The following is a 19,318-nucleotide window of genomic DNA, read 5'->3' as shown; positions in this document are numbered from 1 at the left end:
GTCCAGACAGTTCACCTCCGTGGCAACCACCGATGCCGAAGCCGGCAGCCCGACCGAGGAGCCGGTCGAGGCGTCCCAGCCAGCCAAGAAGAAGTCCCGCGCTGGCCGCGACCTGCCCGCTGCGATCGCGGTGGGCGTCAGCATCGGCGCGGTCCTGATTGCGACCCTGCTCTTTGTGCCGCATTTCTGGGTGCTGTACTGCGCTCTGGCCACGCTGGTGGCCAGCCACGAGGTGGTCCGGCGGTTGCGCGAGGCCGGTTACCTGATCCCGGTCATTCCGTTGCTGCTCGGCGGACAGGCGACGGTGTGGCTGACCTGGCCTTATCGTGCTGCCGGCGCGGCGGCCGGATTCGGCGGCATGGTGGTCATCTGCCTGATCTGGCGGCTGTTCATGCAGGCCAAGCCGGAGGCCGACGGGACACCGCCGCCGAGTAACTACCTGCGCGATGTGTCGGCCACCGTTTTCCTGGCCGCCTGGGTGCCGCTGTTCGCCTCGTTCGCCGCGATGCTGGTCTACGACCCGCAGCACGGCCCCGGCTGGGTGTTCTGCATGATGATCGCGGTCATCTCCTCCGACACCGGGGGTTATGCCGTCGGGGCGCTGTTCGGCAAGCATCCGATGGTTCCGGCGATCAGCCCGAAGAAATCCTGGGAAGGCTTCGCCGGCTCGTTGATCTGCGGGATCACCGCCACGATCTTGACCGCGACGCTGTTGGCCGGCGAGCGGTGGTGGGTCGGAGTGCTGCTGGGTCTGCTCTTCGTGCTGACCACCACCCTGGGCGACCTGATCGAGTCGCAGGTGAAGCGTGATCTGGGGATCAAGGACATGGGCCGGTTGCTGCCCGGCCACGGTGGGTTGATGGATCGATTGGACGGGGTGCTGCCCTCAGCGGTGGCCGCGTGGACCGTTTTGACGCTGTTGCCCTGATACTGGACTGGTCATGGTCCAAGAGTTGGTATTCGATGCGCCACGCCGCGGTAAGCCACCGCGGCACCTGGCCGACCTCGATGCGGCCGGTCGCGTGGCGGCAGTCGCGGAGCTGGGATTGCCGGCGTTTCGCGCCAAGCAACTGGCGAGCCAGTACTACGGGCGGCTGATCGCCGATCCACACCAGATGACGGATCTGCCGGCCGCGGTTCGCGACCAGGTCGCCTCGAGCATGTTCCCCGCTCTGCTGACCGCGCACCGCGAAGTTACCTGCGATTCCGGTCAGACGCGAAAGACGTTGTGGCGGTGCGCCGATGGCGCCACCGTGGAGTCGGTGCTGATGCGTTATCCGCAGCGGAACACGGTGTGCATCTCTTCGCAGGCGGGCTGCGGGATGGCCTGCCCGTTCTGCGCCACCGGCCAGGGCGGGCTGACCCGCAATCTGTCCACCGCCGAGATCCTGGAGCAGGTGCGCGCCGCAGCGGTCGCGTCGCGCGATGAATTCGGCGAGCGGTTGTCCAATGTGGTGTTCATGGGTATGGGGGAGCCGCTGGCCAACTACGCCAGAGTTGTTGCCGCCGTGCGCCGCATCACCGAGCCGCCGCCGTCCGGCTTCGGGATCTCGGCCCGGTCGGTGACGGTGTCGACGGTGGGTCTGGCTCCGGCGATCCGCAAGCTGGCCGACGAGCGGCTCGGCGTGACGCTGGCGTTGTCGTTGCACGCTCCCGATGACGAACTGCGCGACACCCTGGTTCCGGTCAACAACAGGTGGAAGGTTTCCGAGGCGCTCGAAGCCGCCCGTCACTACGCGGACGTGACGGGCCGGCGGGTGTCGGTGGAGTACGCGCTGATCCGTGCGGTCAACGATCATCCGTGGCGGGCGGACATGTTGGGCAAGCTGCTGCACCGGGCGTTGGGTCCGCTGGCGCACGTCAATCTGATCCCGTTGAACCCGACTCCGGGCAGCGACTGGGACGCCAGTCCCAAGCCGGTGGAGCGGGAATTCGTCAAACGTGTTCGCGCGCAAGGTGTTTCATGTACGGTGCGGGACACCCGCGGCCGCGAGATAAGCGCCGCCTGCGGACAGCTGGCCGCCGAAGGCGGGTAGCTGGAGCGCGGGCGATTCGGCTTGGGCCTGCGGACAGCTGGCCGCCGAAGGCGGGTAGCTGGAGCGCGGGCGATTGGGCTGGGGCCTGCGGACAGCTGGCCGCCGAAGGCGGGTAGCTGGAGCGGGCCCGAGGCGTGATGAACCGTCCGGCGGGGTAACCGGTGTGCTGGGTAAACCGCCGACCGAATGAGGTGTGCCGTGCTCCGATGCCTGATGTTCCCACTCAAGATCTTTGCCGCCACCGCCGTCGCGGTCGTCCTGATGACGGGCCTGGTTACCGCGCCGCGCGCGGTGGCCGCCGACGACCGGCTGAATTTCACCGGCACCACGCTGAGCGGAGCCCCGTTCGATGGGGCCAGCCTGCAGGGCAAACCGGCGGTCTTGTGGTTCTGGACCCCCTTCTGCCCGTTCTGCAACGCCGAAGCGGCCACCCTCAGCCAGGTGGCGGCAGCCAATCCGAAGGTGACTTTCGTCGGCATCGCCGCGCATTCCGACATCGGGCAGATGCAGGACTTCGTCGCCAAGTACGGCCTGAACTTCACCAACCTCAACGACGCCGACGGTGCGATCTGGGCCCGCTACAACGTGCCCTGGCAGCCTGCCTGGGTGTTCTACCGTTCCGACGGTTCGTCCACGTTCGTGAACAACACCAGCTCGGCCATGTCCCAGCAGGACTTGTCCGCCCGGGTCGCCGCGCTGTCCTGACCGGGTGAGTCAGCCCCTGCTCGGACTGGCATTCGCCGCCGGCCTGGTGGCTGCGCTCAACCCGTGCGGTTTTGCGTTGCTGCCCGCGTACCTGCTGCTGGTGGTGCGCGGCGAACGATCCCGGCGTCCGATCGTGGCGCTCGGCCGCGCAGTGGGCGCGACGCTGGGAATGGTGCTGGGGTTTGTGGCGGTGTTCGGCGCCTTCGGGCTGCTGACCATCTCGGCCGGTGCGACGGTGCAGCGCTACCTGCCGTATGCGACGGTGCTGATCGGGCTGGTGCTGATCGGCCTCGGCGGTTGGCTGCTGGCCGGGCGGGAGCTGCCGGCACCGAACCCGTTCGGTCCGCGCTGGGCGCCGACCGCGCGGTTGGGTTCGATGTTCGGCTATGGCGTCAGCTACGCGATCGCCTCGTTGTCGTGCACCGTCGGACCTTTTCTGGCGGTCACCGGCGCCGGGCTGCGCAGCGGTTCGGTGCTCGACGGCATCGCGGTCTACGCCGCCTATGTGGCCGGGCTGTCGTTGGTGGTGGGGGTCCTGGCGGTGGGGGCGGCCGCGGCGAGCGCCACGCTGGTCGAGCGCGTGCGCCGGGTTTTACCGTGTGTCAGCCGGGCCGGCGGGGTTGTGCTGATCCTGGCCGGCCTGTACGTCGGCTACTACGGCCTCTATGAGGTTCGGCTTTTCACCGCGAACGGCAGTCCCGACGATGCGGTGATCGCCGCTGCCGGACGACTGCAGGGCGCCGTCGCGGGCTGGGTGCACCAGCATGGCGGCTGGCCGTGGTTGCTGGGCTTGGCGCTGGTGGTGATTGCGGCGCTGGGCGCCGGGCGGCGCCGACGCAACCGCGCCGCACCGCACCGGCAGGGTGGTCCTGCCGGGCCCGGTTGAGGCCGGGTTACCGCAACCAGCCGCGGCGTCGTCCCCAGATGTCGCGAACCAGAATGAACAGGACGACCACGGCGAACCCGACACAGAAGATGTCCTCGACGTGTCCCACGTGGTTGCCGCGCAGGAACGCCAGCAGCAGCACGATGCTGGCGATACCGACGCCGTACCAGGTGCGGTAGTTGATCCTGCTCCAGCCCCACCGCGCGGACGGCACCTCAGCTTCGTCGACGCCGGCGTACGGCTCCACCTCAGTACTTGCCACGGCGATCCCTCCGGTTGGACTGGATTCAGACCCTGACATTCTGGCACAGCCGTCCGCCGGCGAGCAGCGAAGCACCTGTTACGACGGCGGCATCAGCACCGTGTCGATCATGTACACCTGAGCGTTGGCCGTCGAGACGCCGCCGCAGACCAGACCGGCATTGTTGACCCGGATGTTGTTGCCTTGGCCGGTCACCATCAGGCTGGCGCCCTGCAGAGTCGGGTGGGTGCCGGCGACCCTGGCCGGACTGGCCTGACCGTTGACCACGTGGTAGGTCAGGATGCTGGTCAGCATCGGTGCGTCGGTCTTGAGCTGCTCGACGGTGGCCGCCGGCAACTTGGCGAAGGCGGCGTCGGTGGGCGCGAACACCGTGTACTGGCCGCTGTTGAGGGTGTCGACGAGGTTCACCTGCGGGTTGAGCCCGCCGGACAGCGCCGAGGTCAGCATGGTGAGCATCGGGTTGTTCGCGGCTGCCTCGGTCACCGGGACCTGCGACATGCCCTGCACCGAAGCCGGACCGGTGGGGTTCATGGCTGCATAATCCCCACAACCCGGGCCCACCAGATCGGCCGCCGACGCGGTCGGGGACACAGCTACCGCGCAGGCCACCAGGGCGGCCGCGAAACCGGTTGCTGCGATTGAATTCTGCGTCTTCATCGTCGCTCGTTCCTTTGCTCGTCGCTATGTGCTGAGACCCCCCGACCCCAGTGATTCGGAGTGGACCGACACCTGGATGGGTTCAGCCGTAAGTGAACGAGAAAAACTGCAAGCCCTTGCTGGCGCGCACCTCGACGGTTGCGGTGGCAAGCGCCTCGCCGGCCACCATCCGATGGCTGGTCGGGGGTCCGTTGATGGCTAGCGTCGTGGTCTTGCCGTCCCGCGTCACGCTCAGGGTGCCGGTGCCGCCGACCACCACGTACACGTCCTTGGCGTGGTAGTTGAGTTTGACCGTCGAGTCGTCGCCGCCGGCGGTGGCGCCCTGATAGTCCAGTGACCAGCGGCCGCGCAGTGCGAACTTGTCGGACGCCAGGTTCGGCGGGTAGCTGAACGTCGCCGCGCCTTCGTCGTATGCGCCGCCGCCACCGAAGTTGGCGGCTTTGCCGACACCGAAGTACGTCTCCGGGGTCAGCACAGTGGTGGGTGTCAGATCCGGTGCGTCGACAGGCTCAGGAAGCCGGACACCGGGCTGGGCGTCGGCAAGCAACTGCCTGATCAGCAACTCGGTCTGCTTGTAGTCACCTTCGCCGAATTTGGTGTGCCGCACCACGCCGTCGGCGTCGATGAGGTATTCGGCCGGCCAGTACAGGTTGTGGTAGTTGGTCCACGTGGAGTAGTTGTCGTCCAATGCGACCGGGTAGGTGATGTCCAGATCGGCCGCACCCTGGGCGACGTTGGCGGGCACCTTCTCGAAGGCGTACTCGGGCGTGTGCACGCCGATCACCGCCAACCCACTGTCCCGGTAAGCCCGATACCAGCCGACCACATGCGGGATGGCGCGCTGGCAGTTGATGCACGAGTAGGCCCAGAAGTCGACCAGTACGACCTTGCCGCGCAACGAATCCAGGGCGACCGGTGCGCCGCCGGGGGTGTTCAGCCATCTGGTGATCCCTTTGAAATCCGGTGCCGCACCGCAGTTCTGGAGCTGGGTCGACGCATTGCTGCAATCGGCCAGCTGCCCGCTGGCGACGCCCCGCAACCTTTCCTGGACCTGCCGTGATCCGGCGACCTGCTGCTGCAGCGACGAGGTGTAGTCGGGAATCGCTCGCTGCAACACCGCGGGCAGGTCGAACACCAGGGCGACCGCGAGCAGAATAGTGACGATTCCCGCGCCGATCCGGATCTCGCGTTGCCGCCGTCGAAAGGCGCTGACGCGCTGGGTGATCCGCTGTCCAGCCAGTGCGAAGAACAACAATGGCACCGCAGCGCCGATAGCGAACGCCGCGGTGAGCATCACGGTGCCCACGCCGACCTTCGCGGTGGCCCCGGCTACGACGATGGCGGCCAGCACCGGGCCCGCACACGGGACGTAGAGCACGCCCAGTGCCAGGCCGAGACCGAATCCATCGGCGGCACTGCCGATGTGACGTTGCGGTAGGCGGGCGAACGGCCGTTCCAGCAGTTGTTCGAAGCGCGGGAACACCAGGCCCACACCGATCGCCAGCAATGCGATCAGTGCCGCCCACCGAAGTGCGTTCTGGGGCAGTCGCAGCGCTGACAGCAGCGCCGAGCCCAGCAGGGTGACCACGCTGAAGCTGAGCACCAGACCGCCGATCACCCGATAGGGCCGGGTCCGCTGCGCGCGGGACTGTTCTGGCTTGACCGCCACCGCGCTGTCGGATTGAGCGGTCGGCGTGCGCTGGGCTCCGGAGAAGAAGATGACCGGTAGGACCGGCAGGATGCACGGCGAGATCCCGGTGATCAGGCCACCGACGAAGCCGACTAGGGCGAGGGTCAACATGTCAGTCATTCGGTACGGTGCCCGCCGCGGACTGATTTTGGACGGTGCCTCGCGGCTCGATGATCGTCTGACGGTGCCTGGCGGCACAATGGACGGGTGACTATCGGCGATGACGGGCCGGCCGAACGCCGGTTGCGGGTGCTGGTGCTGGGCAGCACCGGCTCGATCGGTACCCAGGCGCTCGAGGTCATCGCCGCCAACCCGGACCGCTTCGAGGTGGTCGGGCTGGCCGCCGGTGGTCACAATATGGACACGCTGCTGCGGCAGCGTGCCGAGACCGGGGTGACCAACATCGCGGTGGCCGACGCGGCCGCCGCGGAGCGGGCCGGCGACATTCCCTACCGCGGCCCCGATGCCGCCACCCGGCTGGTCCAGGACACCGACGCCGACGTCGTGCTCAACGCCCTGGTCGGCGCCCTCGGGTTGGGGCCGACGCTGGCCGCACTGGAATCCGGTGCCCGCCTCGCCCTGGCCAACAAGGAATCTCTGATCGCCGGCGGACCTCTGGTGCTGGCAGCGGCGCGCCCGGGCCAGCTCGTGCCGGTGGACTCCGAACACTCCGCGCTGGCCCAGTGCCTGCGCGGGGGCACCGCCGACGAGGTCGCCAAGCTGGTGCTGACGGCCTCGGGCGGGCCGTTCCGGGGCTGGTCGGCCGACGACCTGCACGGCGTGAGCCCCGAGCAAGCCGGCGCGCATCCGACCTGGTCGATGGGGCCGATGAACACGCTGAACTCGGCCACGCTGGTCAACAAGGGGCTCGAGCTCATCGAAACCCACCTGCTTTTCGGCATCCCCTACGACCGCATCGATGTCGTCGTGCACCCGCAGTCGATCGTGCACTCGATGGTCACCTTCATCGACGGCTCGACGATCGCCCAGGCCAGTCCGCCGGACATGAAGCTGCCGATCTCGCTGGCGCTGGGCTGGCCGCACCGGGTCAGCGGTGCCGCCGCCGCGTGTGATTTCAGCACGGCGTCGACCTGGGAATTCGAGCCGCTGGACAGCGACGTCTTTCCGGCCGTGGAACTGGCCCGCGCTGCCGGCGAAACAGGCGGCTGCATGACCGCCATCTACAACGCGGCCAACGAAGAGGCGGCTGCGGCCTTCCTCGGCGGCCGGATCGGATTCCCCGCGATCGTGCACACCGTCGCTGATGTGTTGCACGCCGCCGACCGGTGGGCCCCGCAATTCGGCCAGGTACCCGCTACCGTGGATGAGGTACTCGAGGCGCAGCGCTGGGCCCGCGAGCGGGCACAGCGCGCGATCGCGAAAACAAGCTCGGCGTCGGTCGGAGTCGCTGGCGTGAGAAAGGTCGTATCAGGCTGATGATGTTCGTCGTCGGCATTGTGCTGTTCGCACTTGCCATCCTCATCTCGGTCGCCCTGCACGAGTGCGGACACATGTGGGCCGCGCGCGCCACCGGCATGAAGGTGCGCCGCTACTTCGTCGGCTTCGGTCCCACGCTGTGGTCCACCCGGCGCGGCGAGACCCAGTACGGCTTCAAGGCCATTCCGGCGGGCGGCTTCTGCGATATCGCCGGGATGACGCCGGTCGAGGAACTCGCGCCTGACGAGGAGGACCGCGCGATGTACAAGCAGGCCACCTGGAAGCGGGTGGCGGTGCTGTTCGCCGGGCCGGGCATGAACTTCGTCATCTGCCTGGTGCTGATGTACGCGATCGCGCTGATCTGGGGACTGCCCAACCTGCACCCGTCCACCAAAGCCGTCGTCGGCGAAGTCAGTTGCGTGGCACCGGAAACCAGCAAAGGCAAGCTGGACAAGTGCAACGGTCCGGGCCCCGCGGCCCAGGCCGGGATCCGGGTCGGTGACGTGGTGGTCAAGGTGGGGGACACCCCGGTGTCCTCGTTCGAGGAAATGGCCACCGCGGTGCGCAAGCTGCACGGCACCGTCCCGGTCGTCGTCGAGCGGGACGGCAGGACCATCACCACGAACGTGACCGTCGAATCCACCCAGCGCTACGTCCCCAACGCGCAGGGCAAGCAACTCGAACCCGCCACGGTCGGCGCCATCGGGGTGGGCGCCACCCGTAACGAACCCACCCATTACAACGTGCTCACCGCGGTGCCGGGAACGTTCGTCTTCGCCGGGCAGTTGACCGTCGAGGTCGGCAAATCGCTGGCCGCCATCCCGACCAAGGTTGGTGCCCTGGTCAATGCCATCGGCGGCGGAGAGCGGGACCCGCAGACCCCGATGAGCGTCGTCGGCGCCAGCATCATCGGCGGCGACACCGTCGACCACGGCCTGTGGGTGGCGTTCTGGTTCTTCCTGGCCCAGCTGAACCTCATCCTGGGCGCGATCAATCTGTTGCCGTTGTTGCCGTTCGACGGCGGCCACATCGCGGTCGCGGTGTACGAGAAGATCCGCAACACGATTCGGTCGGCGCGCGGCAAGGTGGCCGCCGCCCCGGTGAACTATCTGAAATTGATGCCGGCGACCTACGTCGTGCTGATTTTCGTGGTCGGGTACATGCTGTTGACCGTCACCGCCGACCTGGTCAACCCGATCCGCCTGTTCCAGTAAATAGAGAGAAGGCAGAACAGTGACCGTTGGCCTGGGCCTGCCGCAGCCCCCGGCGCCCACGCTGGCTCCCCGCCGTAAAACGCGTCAGCTGATGGTGCGCGACGTCGGGGTGGGCAGCGACCATCCGATAGCGGTGCAGTCGATGTGCACCACCAAAACCCATGACGTCAACACCACGTTGCAGCAGATCGCCGAGTTGACCGCGGCCGGCTGCGACATCGTCCGGGTGGCATGCCCGCGCCAAGAGGACGCCGACGCACTGGCCGAGATCGCCAAGCACAGCCAGATCCCGGTCATCGCCGACATCCACTTCCAACCGAAGTACATCTTCGCCGCCATCGACGCCGGGTGCGCGGCCGTCCGCGTCAATCCCGGCAACATCAAGGAGTTCGACGGCCGGGTCGGCGAGGTGGCCAAAGCCGCCGGCGCCGCCGGCATCCCGATCCGTATCGGCGTCAACGCGGGTTCGCTGGACAAGCGCTTCATGCAGAAGTACGGCAAGGCCACCCCGGAGGCGCTGGTCGAGTCGGCGCTGTGGGAGGCCTCGCTGTTCGAGGAGCACGGTTTCGGCAACATCAAGATCAGCGTCAAGCACAACGACCCGGTGATCATGGTCGCGGCCTACCAGCAGCTGGCCGAGCAGTGCGACTATCCGCTGCATCTGGGTGTCACCGAAGCCGGACCGGCGTTCCAGGGCACCATCAAGTCCGCCGTCGCCTTCGGTGCGCTGCTGTCCAGGGGCATCGGCGACACCATCCGGGTCTCGCTCTCCGCGCCCCCGGTCGAGGAAGTGAAAGTCGGCACCCAGATCCTGGAGTCGCTCAATCTGCGCCCGCGCGGTCTGGAGATCGTGTCCTGCCCGTCCTGCGGTCGCGCTCAGGTCGACGTCTACACCTTGGCCAACGAGGTGACCGCCGGACTGGACGGACTCGACGTGCCGCTGCGCGTCGCGGTGATGGGGTGCGTGGTCAACGGCCCCGGCGAGGCCCGCGAGGCGGACCTGGGCGTGGCTTCCGGCAACGGGAAAGGCCAGATCTTCGTCAAGGGCGAGGTGATCAAGACGGTGCCCGAATCGCAGATCGTCGAGACGCTGATCGAAGAGGCCATGCGGCTGGCCGAGCAGATGGGCTCGGAGGCCGACGCGACCGAGAATCCCGGGACGGCAGCGAGCGGTTCGCCTATTGTGACCGTAAGCTGATAGAGGCCTGACTCACCGGCCCTCGACACGCACGACAGAGAGTTTTGAGATGTCGGCTCCGCCCATCTTGCGCCTGGTTGGCGAGAGACGGGTGTCGGTGGTGCGTGATGCCGCCGCCGTATGGCGCGTCCTCGGCGAGAACCCGGTCGAATCGTGCATGGTGGCCGCGCGCGTCGCCGATTACGGCGTGGAGCCCAATTCGATCGGCGGGGAACTGTGGACGCGCGGCGGTGTGGACGAGTCGCTGTGCTTCGCCGGCGCCAACCTGATTCCGTTGCGGGGCAACCTGATCGATCTGAATGCGTTCGCCGACGAGGCCAAGAGCACGGCGCGGCGGTGTTCGTCGCTGGTCGGGCGGGCCGATCTGGTGCTGCCGATGTGGCAGCGTCTGGAACCAGCCTGGGGTCCGGCGCGTGACGTGCGCGCCGACCAGCCGCTGATGGCGCTGAACACCCATCCCCAGTGCACGCTGGACACCGAAGTGCGCCAGGTGCGCCCGGAGGAACTCGATGCCTATCTGGTGGCCGCCGTGGACATGTTCATCGGCGAAGTCGGCGTCGATCCGCGGCTCGGCGACGGCGGCCGCGGCTATCGCCGCCGGGTGGCCAGCCTGATCGCGGCCGGACGGGCGTGGGCGCGCTTCGAACACGGCCAGGTCGTGTTCAAGGCCGAAGTGGGATCACAGTCGCCATCGGTCGGACAGATCCAGGGTGTGTGGGTCCATCCCGAGCTGCGCGGCCGCGGAATGGGCACGGCCGGGACCGCGACGCTGGCCGCCGTGATCGTCGGCAGCGGGCGGATCGCCAGCCTGTACGTGAACGACTTCAACACGGTGGCGCGGGCCGCTTACGCCCGGATCGGGTTCAAAGAAGTCGGCACCTTCGCCACCATCTTGCTGGACTGACCGCGCCGGGCCCGACCGGGTCCAAGCCATAACGGTTCGGTCTCGGTGTGTCGGCCGTCGTCGCGCGGTCACAGCTTTAACATCAGCATCGATGGTCACAAAAACAACATTGGCAACAGCGGTGGTCGGTCTGCTGATCGTGCTGACGATCCTGCCCGGGTGCACCCCGAAACCCGAGGGCCCCGGACCGGCCGCCGAGAAGTTCCTGGCCGCGCTGTCGGTCGGCGACACCGCAACCGCCGCGCGACTCAGCGACGCGCCCAACGAGGCCCGCGAAGCACTCAACGCCGCATGGGCCGGCCTGCAGGCCACCCATCTCGACGCCCAGGTGCTGAGCTCGAAGTACGCCGAGGACACCGGCATGGTGGTGTATCGCTTCACCTGGCATCTACCCAAGAACCGGACCTGGAGCTATGACGGCCAGCTGAAAATGGCCCGTGACGAGGGACGGTGGCAGGTGCGCTGGACCCCGACCGGGCTCCACCCCAAGCTGGGCGAACACCAGACGTTCGCACTGCGCGCCGACCAGCCCCGGCGCGCCTCGGTCAATGAATTCGGCGGCACCGATGTGCTGGCCCCGGGTTATCTGTACAACTATTCGCTGGACGCCACCCAGGCCGGGCCGGAACTGAGCGCGACATCGCATGCGGTGATCGACGCGTTGCGTCCCTTCAACGACCAGCTCAACGACCCGCAATTGCTTGCCGAGACCGCCAGCTCGGCGACCCGGCCCGTCGACCTGGTCACCCTGCTGCCCGACGACAGCAACCGGGTCTTTCCGGCGATCGGCCAGCTTCCCGGCGTCGTCATCACACCACGACCCGAACTGTTGGCCACCGATCCCCACTTCGCGCCGGCAGTGATGAGCGAAGTGCGCAAGGCCGTGATCGACCAGCTCGACGGCCAGGCCGGTTGGCGCATCGTCAGCACCAACCAGAACGGTGTGGACGTCGCGGTGTTGCACGAAGTCGAGGGTTCGCCGGCGCCGTCGGTGTCGATCACCCTGGACCGAGCCGTGCAGAACGCCGCGCAGCACGCGGTGGACACCCGCGGCGGCAAGGCGATGCTGGTGGTGATCAAGCCGTCGACCGGGGAGATCCTGGCCATCGCACAGAACGCCGGGGCCAGCGCCGAGGGCCTGCCGGCCACCACCGGCCTGTATCCACCGGGTTCGACCTTCAAGATGGTCACCGCCGGCGCGGCCGTCGACCGCGACATGGCGACCCCCAACACCATGCTGGGTTGCCCCGGCCACCTGGACATCGGCCATCGCACCATCCCGAACTACGGCGGCTTCGACCTCGGCGTGGTGCCGCTGTCGCGTGCCTTCGCCAGTTCCTGCAACACCACCTTCGCCGAACTGAGCAGCAAACTCCCACCGCGCGGGCTGACCCAGGCGGCCACCCGCTACGGGATCGGACTGGACTACCAGGTCGAGGGCATCACCACGGTGACCGGCTCAGTACCGCCGACAGTGGATCTGACCGAGCGCACCGAGGACGGCTTCGGGCAGGGTCGGGTGCTGGCCAGCCCGTTCGGCATGGCCCTGGTGGCGGCCACCGTCGCCGCCGGCAAAACCCCGGTGCCGCAGCTGATCGCCGGCCGGCCGACCACGGTCAACGGCGACAACACCCCGATCAGCCCAAAGATGGTGGAGGCACTGCGGCCGATGATGCGGCTGGTCGTGACCAACGGGACCGCCAAGGAGATCGCCGGGTGCGGGGAGGTCTACGGCAAGACCGGTGAGGCCGAATTCGCGGGCGGCTCGCATTCCTGGTTCGCCGGATACCGCGGCGACCTGGCTTTCGCGGCGCTGATCGTCGGGGGCGGCAGCTCGGAATACGCGGTCCGGATGACCAAGGTGATGTTCGACTCGCTGCCGCCGGGCTACCTGGCCTGATAGTCATCGAACCCGCCGGCGGCGGTAAGTTGCGAGGGTGTGCGCGAAAGACCGGAGTAGGCCGTGACGGACGGGGACATGGCGTTGCGGGTCTCCGACGCCGACCGCAACGGCACCATGCGCCGCCTGCACAATGCCCTGGCGCTCGGGCTGATCGACATCGACGAGTTCGAGCAACGGTCCACCCAGGTGGCCTATGCGCGGACCCGCAACGAGCTCGACAGCCTGGTCGGCGACCTGCCCGGACCAGGTGCGATCGTCAGCTCCGCCACCGACCGGGTGGAACTGCGCGGCTGGGCCGGTTCGCTCAAGCGGCACGGGGAGTGGACGGTGCCGACCCGGCTCACGCTGGTGCGCAGGTTCGGCAACATCGACCTCGATCTCACCAAGGCGCGCTTCGCGGGGCCCGTGGTCGTCATTGAGATCGACATGAAGTTCGGCAACCTCGATCTGCGTCTGCCGGAGGGCGCCAGCGCCTCCATCGACAATGTCGAGGCCTACGTGGGCAGCGCGAGCGATCGTCGCAAAGACCCGCCGGCGGAAGGCAATCCGCACGTCGTGCTGACCGGTCAGCTGGTGTTCGGCTCGGTGATCATTCGCGGTCCGCGCCGGGCGCTGCTGCGCCGCCCGCACCTGTTCGACGGCCGCTCGTAGCGGCAGCGCCGGGTGCGCCTCGCTAAGCTGTCTGCCATGCCCGCTCGTACCGCGCTTTCCCCCGGCGTGCTGTCCCCGACGCTGCCGGTACCCACGTGGATCGCGCGCCCGGAATACGTCGGCAAATCCACGGCCAAGGAAGGCACCGAGCCGTGGGTGCAGGAGCCCGAGGTCATCGAGAAGATGCGCGTCGCCGGCCAGATCGCGGCCCGGGCGCTGCAGGAAGCCGGCAAGGCCGTCGCCCCGGGCGTCACCACCGACCAACTCGACCGCATCGCCCACGAATACATGGTCGACAACGGGGCGTACCCGTCGACGCTGGGCTACAAGCACTTCCCGAAATCGTGCTGCACCTCGCTCAACGAGGTGATCTGCCACGGCATTCCCGACTCGACGGTGATCGAGGACGGCGACATCGTCAACATCGACGTCACCGCCTACATCAACGGCGTACACGGCGACACCAACGCGACGTTTTTGGCCGGCGACGTCTCTGAGGAGCACCGCCTGCTGGTCGAGCGCACCCACGAGGCGACGATGCGGGCGATCAAGGCCGTCAAGCCCGGCCGGGCGCTGTCGGTGATCGGACGCGTCATCGAAGCCTACGCAAATCGGTTCGGCTACAACGTGGTTCGTGACTTCACCGGGCACGGGATCGGCACCACATTCCACAACGGGTTGGTCGTGCTGCACTACGACCAGCCCGCCGTCGACACGGTAATTCAGCCGGGGATGACGTTCACCATCGAGCCGATGATCAACCTGGGTGGGCTGGACTACGAGATCTGGGACGACGGTTGGACAGTGGTCACCCGTGATCGCAAGTGGACCGCGCAGTTCGAGCACACGCTGCTGGTCACCGAAACCGGGGCCGAAATCCTCACGCTGCCCTGAGCTGCCGTCCAGTGTCGGGGCCGGCCCACACAGCGATGCCGTCCGCTGCCCGGGGCGGCGATTTCCGGTAATTTGCGGTGGTGCCCCCGACGATGATGACCACGCACGACGGCTTCCCGGTCCCGGTGGGCGTGTCCGGCCCGGAGAAGGGCACTGTCGTGGTGGTGCTGGCCGCCGAGCAACGCGCCCCCGCCGCCTACGACCCCCTCTGCGAGCGACTGCACAACGCCTCGCTGCGCACCGTCGTGATCGGCGCCGACCCGCGCCTGACCCCGAAGTCGGTGATCGGCATCCTCGATTCGCTCGGGATCGGCTGGGCGGTGGTGGTCGGCGATCGCAGCGGCGCGGAGTTGGCGTGGGTGCTGGCCGCCACCAAGTTGGGTCGCTTCGCCGGACTGGTCGCGATCGACCGGCCACATCCGCGGATCAACGGCGGCGAGGGGCCCGACGACACGTGCCCGCCGGTGGAAATCGCCACTACCGTGTTGGTGAGCGTGCCGACCGTGCGCGACGCCGCCCGGGACAGCCAGCGCTTCGTCTTCGGTGACTACCGGGTGGTGGAGATGCTCGGGCGGCGCAGCGCGCACGAGACGACCGCGCAGCTGGCCACCGAGATCATCCTGCGTACCAGCGGTTGGTGAGGTTTCCAGGTGGTTGACTGACGAGCATGACTGGGTTCTCCGAGGCTGACCTGGAACGGCTGGTCGCTGCCGGTGACATCGACACCGTCATCGTGGCGTTCACCGACATGCAGGGCCGGCTGGTCGGCAAGCGGGTGGCGGGCCGGTTCTTCGTCGACGAGGTGGCCGGGCACGGCGCCGAGTGTTGCAGCTATCTGCTGGCCGTCGACGTCGACATGAACACCGTTGCCGGGTATGCGATGTCGAGCTGGGAGACCGGCTACGGCGACATGACGATGACACCGGACCTGAGCACGCTGCGCCGTGTGCCGTGGCTGCCGGGCACAGCGTTGGTCCTGGCCGACCTGTCCTGGGCCGACGGCAGTCCGGTCGCGGTGTCGCCGCGGGCGGTGCTGCGCCGCCAACTCGATCGGCTGGGCGAGCGTGGGCTGGTCGCCGACGTCGCTACCGAGCTGGAATTCATCGTCTTCGACCAGTCCTACCGGCAGGCCTGGGCCGGCGGTTACCGTGACCTGACCCCGGCCAGCGACTACAACATCGATTACGCGATCGCGGCGTCCACGCGGATGGAGCCGCTGCTGCGCGATATCCGGCTGGGCATGCAGGGCGCGGGGCTGCGGGTGGAGACCAGCAAAGGCGAATGCAATGCCGGCCAGCAGGAGATCGGCTTCCGCTACGACCAGGCGCTGGTCACCTGTGACAACCACGCGGTGTACAGGAACGGTGCCAAAGAGATCGCCGACCGGCACGGCAAGAGCCTGACGTTCATGGCGAAATACGATGCGCGCGAAGGCAACAGCTGCCATATCCATGTCTCGCTGCGCGACACCGAGGGCTCGGTTTTCTCCGATCCCGATGCGCCACAGGGTATGTCGGCCACCTTCCGGAGCTTCATCGCCGGGCTGCTGGCCACCGTGCGGGAGTTCACGCTGTTTTATGCGCCGAACATCAACTCCTACAAGCGTTTTGCCGACGGCAGCTTCGCGCCCACCGCGGTGGCCTGGGGCCTGGACAACCGCACCTGCGCGCTGCGGGTGGTCGGGCACGGACCGAGTATCCGCGTCGAGTGCCGGGTTCCCGGCGGCGACGTCAACCAGTACCTCGCCGTGGCGGCGCTCGTCGCGGGCGGGTTGTACGGTATCGAGCAGGGTCTCGAGCTCGGCGAGCCGTACCTCGGGAATGCCTACGAGGCCCAGGATGTGGAGCGACTGCCCGGCACGCTCACCGAGGCGGCCGCGGCATTCGGGGCCTCGTCACGTGCCCGTGCGGCGTTCGGCGACGAGGTGGTCGCCCACTACCTCAACAACGCGCACGTGGAACAGGCGGTGTTCAACGCGGCGGTCACCGACTGGGAGAGGATTCGTGGCTTTGAACGGCTCTAGGGACAGCGCGCGAGCTCCGGTCGTCGGGCTCACCATGTATCGGGAGCAGGTCCGCACCGGGGTCTGGGACATCCCGGCCGCCTACCTGCCCGCCGACTACTTCGAGGGCGTGGCGCTCGCCGGTGGCGTCCCGGTCCTGCTGCCGCCGCAGCCGGTGGCGCCCGACACCGTCGATGCGCTGCTCGACCGCCTGGATGCGCTGGTGATCACCGGGGGGTACGACCTGGACCCTGCCTGCTACGGCCAACAGCCGCACCCCACCACCGATGCGCCGCGCACCGATCGGGACGCCTGGGAGTTCGCGTTGCTACGGGCCGCGCTGGACCGGCGGCTGCCGGTGCTGGGCATCTGCCGGGGCGCGCAGATCCTCAACGTCGCCTTCGGCGGCACCCTGCACCAGCATCTGCCCGAGGTGCTCGGCCACTCCGGGCACCGGGCCGGCGACGGGGTGTTCAGCAGGCTGCCGGTGCGCACGGTGGTGGGCACCCGGGTGGCGGCGTTGCTGGGTGAGTCCACCGACGTGCCGTGCTATCACCACCAGGCCATCGACAAGGTGGGCGACGGACTCGTGGTCGGTGCCTGGGACGCCGACGGGGTGGTCGAGTCCGTGGAGCTGCCCGGTGACACGTTCTGCCTTGCGGTGCAATGGCACCCGGAGAAGTCGCTGGACGACCTGCGGCTGTTCACTGCGTTGGTCGACGCGGCAAGGACGCGCCGGTGACTGCGGTACAGCTGCTCAACCCCGCCACCGCGGCAGTGCTGCGCTCGGTGGAGCACGCCGACGCGGCGGCCGTCGACGACGCGGTGGGCCGCGCCCGGGCGGCCCAGAAACGGTGGGCCAGGCTCGCGCCGGCCGACCGCGCCGCCGGCCTGCGGGCGTTCGCCGCCGCCGTCAACGCCCACCTCGACGAACTGGCCGCGCTGGAAGTGGCCAACTCCGGACACCCGATCACCTCGGCCGAATGGGAGGCCGGCAACGTCCGCGATGTGCTGCAGTATTACGCCGGCAGCCCGGAACGACTGTGCGGCAAGCAGATTCCGGTGGCGGGCGGCATCGACGTCACCTTCCACGAACCGATGGGCGTGGTCGGGGTGATCACCCCGTGGAACTTCCCGATGGTGATCGCGACCTGGGCCATCGCGCCCGCTCTGGCGGCGGGCAATGCGGTACTGGTCAAGCCTGCCGAATGGACGCCGCTGAGCACCATGCGAATCGGTGAGCTGGCCGCCGCGGCCGGATTGGACCCGGACCTGCTGCAGGTGTTGCCCGGCCAGGGTGCGGTGGTGGGGGAGCGGTTCGTCACCCACCCCGACATCCGCAAAGTGGTGTTCACCGGGTCCACCGACGTCGGCAAGAAGGTGATGGCCGGCGCGGCAGCGGCGGTCAAACGGGTGACGCTGGAACTGGGCGGCAAGAGCGCCAACATCGTCTTCGACGACTGCGATCTGGAGCGTGCGGCCGCGACCGCACCGGCCGGGGTGTTCGACAACGCTGGACAGGATTGCTGCGCCCGCAGCCGAATCCTGGTGCAGCGCAACGTCTATGAGCGGTTCATGGAACTGCTGGAGCCGGCCGTCAAAGCCGTAGTGGTCGGCGATCCCGCCCAGCGCGACACCGAGATGGGCCCGCTGGTATCGGCGGCGCACCGCGCCAGGGTGGCCTCCTACGTGCCCGACGGTGCCCCGGTCGCGTTTCAGGGCGTCGCCCCGGCCGGCCCCGGATTCTGGTTCCCACCAACGGTTCTCACCCCGCAACGCGGTGACCGCAGCGTCACCGACGAGATCTTCGGACCGGTGGTCACGGTGCTGGCCTTCGACGACGAGGCGGACGCCGTCGAGCTGGCCAACGACACCGAATACGGTCTGTCCGGGTCGATCTGGACCGACGATCTGTCCCGGGCGCTGCGGGTGTCCCGCGCGGTCGAGTCCGGCAACCTGTCGGTGAATTCGCATTCCTCGGTCCGTTACAGCACCCCGTTCGGCGGATTCAAGCAGTCGGGGCTGGGCCGCGAGCTCGGACCCGATGCGCCGCTGCACTTCACCGAGACCAAGAACGTCTTCATCGCGATCAAGGAGAGTCCGTGATCAACCTGACGCAACGGCTGGCCGGGCGGGTGGCCGTCATCACCGGCGGCGGCAGCGGCATCGGTTTGGCCACCGCCCGCCGCATGCACGCCGAGGGTGCCACCATCGTCATCGCCGACATCGACGGCGAGGCCGGCGGCGCGGCCGCCGAGCAACTGTCCGGTCTGTATGTGCACGTCGACGTTTCCGACGAGGAGTCGGTGAACAAGCTGTTCGACGCCGCCGCCCACACCTGCGGTGGGGTCGACATCGCGTTCAACAACGCCGGTATCTCACCGCCGGAGGACGACCTGATCGAGCACACCGAACTGGCGGCCTGGCAGCACGTGCAGGACGTCAACCTGAAGTCGGTGTACCTGTGCTGCCGGGCGGCGTTGCGGCACATGGTGCCGGCCGGCAGGGGTGCGGTCATCAACACGGCATCCTTTGTCGCAGTGCTGGGTTCGGCGACGTCACAGATCTCCTACACCGCCTCCAAGGGGGGCGTGCTGGCCATGTCACGCGAACTCGGTGTGCAGTTCGCCCGGCAGGGCATCCGCGTCAACGCGCTGTGCCCGGGTCCGGTGAATACTCCGCTGCTGCAGGAACTTTTCGCCAAAGACCCGGAGCGGGCGGCGCGCCGGCTGGTGCACGTGCCGCTGGGCCGGTTCGCCGATCCGGACGAGATCGCCGCCGCGGTGGCGTTCTTGGCCAGTGACGACGCGTCGTTCATCACCGCGTCGACGTTCCTGGTCGACGGCGGCATCAGCTCGGCCTACGTGACCCCGATCTGA

At 68.2% G+C, this 19,318-nt stretch carries 19 protein-coding genes; 16 read left to right on the top strand and 3 right to left on the bottom strand.

Annotation, left to right across the window (positions count from 1 at the left end; translation table 11 throughout):
* Positions 1–19 precede the first annotated feature (19 nt).
* From AC5Y3Z_RS00365 to AC5Y3Z_RS00350, 4 genes are all read left to right on the top strand, one after another.
* A complete protein-coding gene (locus AC5Y3Z_RS00365; RefSeq protein WP_463827000.1) occupies positions 20–928 on the top strand; it encodes a phosphatidate cytidylyltransferase in 909 nt (302 codons plus the stop codon).
* Positions 929–941: 13 nt separating this feature from the next.
* On the top strand, positions 942–2,036 hold the full coding sequence (rlmN, locus tag AC5Y3Z_RS00360) for a dual-specificity RNA methyltransferase RlmN (RefSeq protein WP_473139952.1): 1,095 nt from the start codon (positions 942–944) through the stop codon (positions 2,034–2,036).
* 213 nt (positions 2,037–2,249) lie between these two features.
* Complete coding sequence (gene dsbE, locus AC5Y3Z_RS00355) at positions 2,250–2,741, top strand: disulfide bond-forming protein DsbE (protein ID WP_473139999.1); 492 nt, start codon at positions 2,250–2,252, stop codon at positions 2,739–2,741.
* Between the two features lie 4 nt (positions 2,742–2,745).
* Positions 2,746–3,627: a cytochrome c biogenesis CcdA family protein gene (locus AC5Y3Z_RS00350; RefSeq protein ID WP_473139951.1), complete on the top strand. Its 882-nt coding sequence runs from the start codon at positions 2,746–2,748 to the stop codon at positions 3,625–3,627.
* 7 nt (positions 3,628–3,634) lie between these two features.
* Here AC5Y3Z_RS00350 and AC5Y3Z_RS00345 read toward each other — a convergent pair whose 3' ends face one another.
* From AC5Y3Z_RS00345 to AC5Y3Z_RS00335, 3 genes are all read right to left on the bottom strand, one after another.
* The gene (locus AC5Y3Z_RS00345) at positions 3,635–3,889 is read right to left on the bottom strand and encodes a DUF2631 domain-containing protein (RefSeq protein WP_463826997.1); all 255 of its coding nucleotides are present in this window, start codon (positions 3,887–3,889) and stop codon (positions 3,635–3,637) included.
* A 78-nt stretch (positions 3,890–3,967) separates the two neighbouring features.
* Positions 3,968–4,546 (bottom strand): fasciclin domain-containing protein, encoded by a 579-nt coding sequence (locus AC5Y3Z_RS00340; RefSeq protein ID WP_463826996.1) that lies wholly within the window; start codon positions 4,544–4,546, stop codon positions 3,968–3,970.
* Positions 4,547–4,628: 82 nt separating this feature from the next.
* Complete coding sequence (locus AC5Y3Z_RS00335) at positions 4,629–6,347, bottom strand: cytochrome c biogenesis protein DipZ (protein WP_473139998.1); 1,719 nt, start codon at positions 6,345–6,347, stop codon at positions 4,629–4,631.
* Positions 6,348–6,443: 96 nt separating this feature from the next.
* On the opposite strand from AC5Y3Z_RS00335, the gene dxr reads away from it, so the two are divergent.
* The 12 genes from dxr (at position 6,444) to AC5Y3Z_RS00275 (ending at position 19,318) form a co-directional block, all read left to right on the top strand.
* Complete coding sequence (gene dxr / locus AC5Y3Z_RS00330) at positions 6,444–7,673, top strand: 1-deoxy-D-xylulose-5-phosphate reductoisomerase (RefSeq protein ID WP_473139950.1); 1,230 nt, start codon at positions 6,444–6,446, stop codon at positions 7,671–7,673.
* Positions 7,673–8,887: a M50 family metallopeptidase gene (locus tag AC5Y3Z_RS00325; protein ID WP_463826994.1), complete on the top strand. Its 1,215-nt coding sequence runs from the start codon at positions 7,673–7,675 to the stop codon at positions 8,885–8,887. The genes dxr and AC5Y3Z_RS00325 overlap by 1 nt, the downstream gene beginning before the upstream one ends.
* 19 nt (positions 8,888–8,906) lie before the next feature.
* Positions 8,907–10,085, top strand: a complete 1,179-nt coding sequence (gene ispG, locus AC5Y3Z_RS00320) for a flavodoxin-dependent (E)-4-hydroxy-3-methylbut-2-enyl-diphosphate synthase (RefSeq protein ID WP_463826993.1) — start codon at positions 8,907–8,909, stop codon at positions 10,083–10,085.
* 49 nt (positions 10,086–10,134) lie between these two features.
* Positions 10,135–10,989: a GNAT family N-acetyltransferase gene (locus tag AC5Y3Z_RS00315; protein WP_473139949.1), complete on the top strand. Its 855-nt coding sequence runs from the start codon at positions 10,135–10,137 to the stop codon at positions 10,987–10,989.
* A gap of 91 nt (positions 10,990–11,080) precedes the next feature.
* Positions 11,081–12,889 (top strand): penicillin-binding transpeptidase domain-containing protein, encoded by a 1,809-nt coding sequence (locus AC5Y3Z_RS00310; RefSeq protein WP_473139948.1) that lies wholly within the window; start codon positions 11,081–11,083, stop codon positions 12,887–12,889.
* Positions 12,890–12,967: 78 nt separating this feature from the next.
* The gene (locus tag AC5Y3Z_RS00305) at positions 12,968–13,543 is read left to right on the top strand and encodes a DUF1707 SHOCT-like domain-containing protein (protein ID WP_463827176.1); all 576 of its coding nucleotides are present in this window, start codon (positions 12,968–12,970) and stop codon (positions 13,541–13,543) included.
* Between the two features lie 36 nt (positions 13,544–13,579).
* Positions 13,580–14,437, top strand: a complete 858-nt coding sequence (map, locus tag AC5Y3Z_RS00300; protein ID WP_463826990.1) for a type I methionyl aminopeptidase — start codon at positions 13,580–13,582, stop codon at positions 14,435–14,437.
* Positions 14,438–14,529: 92 nt separating this feature from the next.
* The gene (locus AC5Y3Z_RS00295; protein ID WP_463827175.1) at positions 14,530–15,078 is read left to right on the top strand and encodes an alpha/beta hydrolase; all 549 of its coding nucleotides are present in this window, start codon (positions 14,530–14,532) and stop codon (positions 15,076–15,078) included.
* Between the two features lie 26 nt (positions 15,079–15,104).
* Positions 15,105–16,460 carry a glutamine synthetase family protein gene (locus tag AC5Y3Z_RS00290; RefSeq protein WP_473139947.1) on the top strand — a complete coding sequence of 452 codons (1,356 nt, stop codon included), beginning with the start codon at positions 15,105–15,107 and terminating at the stop codon, positions 16,458–16,460.
* A complete protein-coding gene (locus AC5Y3Z_RS00285) occupies positions 16,441–17,181 on the top strand; it encodes a gamma-glutamyl-gamma-aminobutyrate hydrolase family protein (protein WP_473139946.1) in 741 nt (246 codons plus the stop codon). Before AC5Y3Z_RS00290 ends, AC5Y3Z_RS00285 begins: the two co-directional genes overlap by 20 nt.
* Positions 17,178–18,545: an aldehyde dehydrogenase family protein gene (locus tag AC5Y3Z_RS00280; RefSeq protein ID WP_463826987.1), complete on the top strand. Its 1,368-nt coding sequence runs from the start codon at positions 17,178–17,180 to the stop codon at positions 18,543–18,545. The genes AC5Y3Z_RS00285 and AC5Y3Z_RS00280 overlap by 4 nt, the downstream gene beginning before the upstream one ends.
* On the top strand, positions 18,542–19,318 hold the full coding sequence (locus AC5Y3Z_RS00275; RefSeq protein ID WP_473139945.1) for a 3-oxoacyl-ACP reductase: 777 nt from the start codon (positions 18,542–18,544) through the stop codon (positions 19,316–19,318). Before AC5Y3Z_RS00280 ends, AC5Y3Z_RS00275 begins: the two co-directional genes overlap by 4 nt.

Source organism: Mycobacterium sp. NGS61 (genome assembly GCF_059812325.1).
Note: the sequence above shows the minus strand (reverse complement) of the source record. Positions and strands in the feature narration are given on the sequence as shown.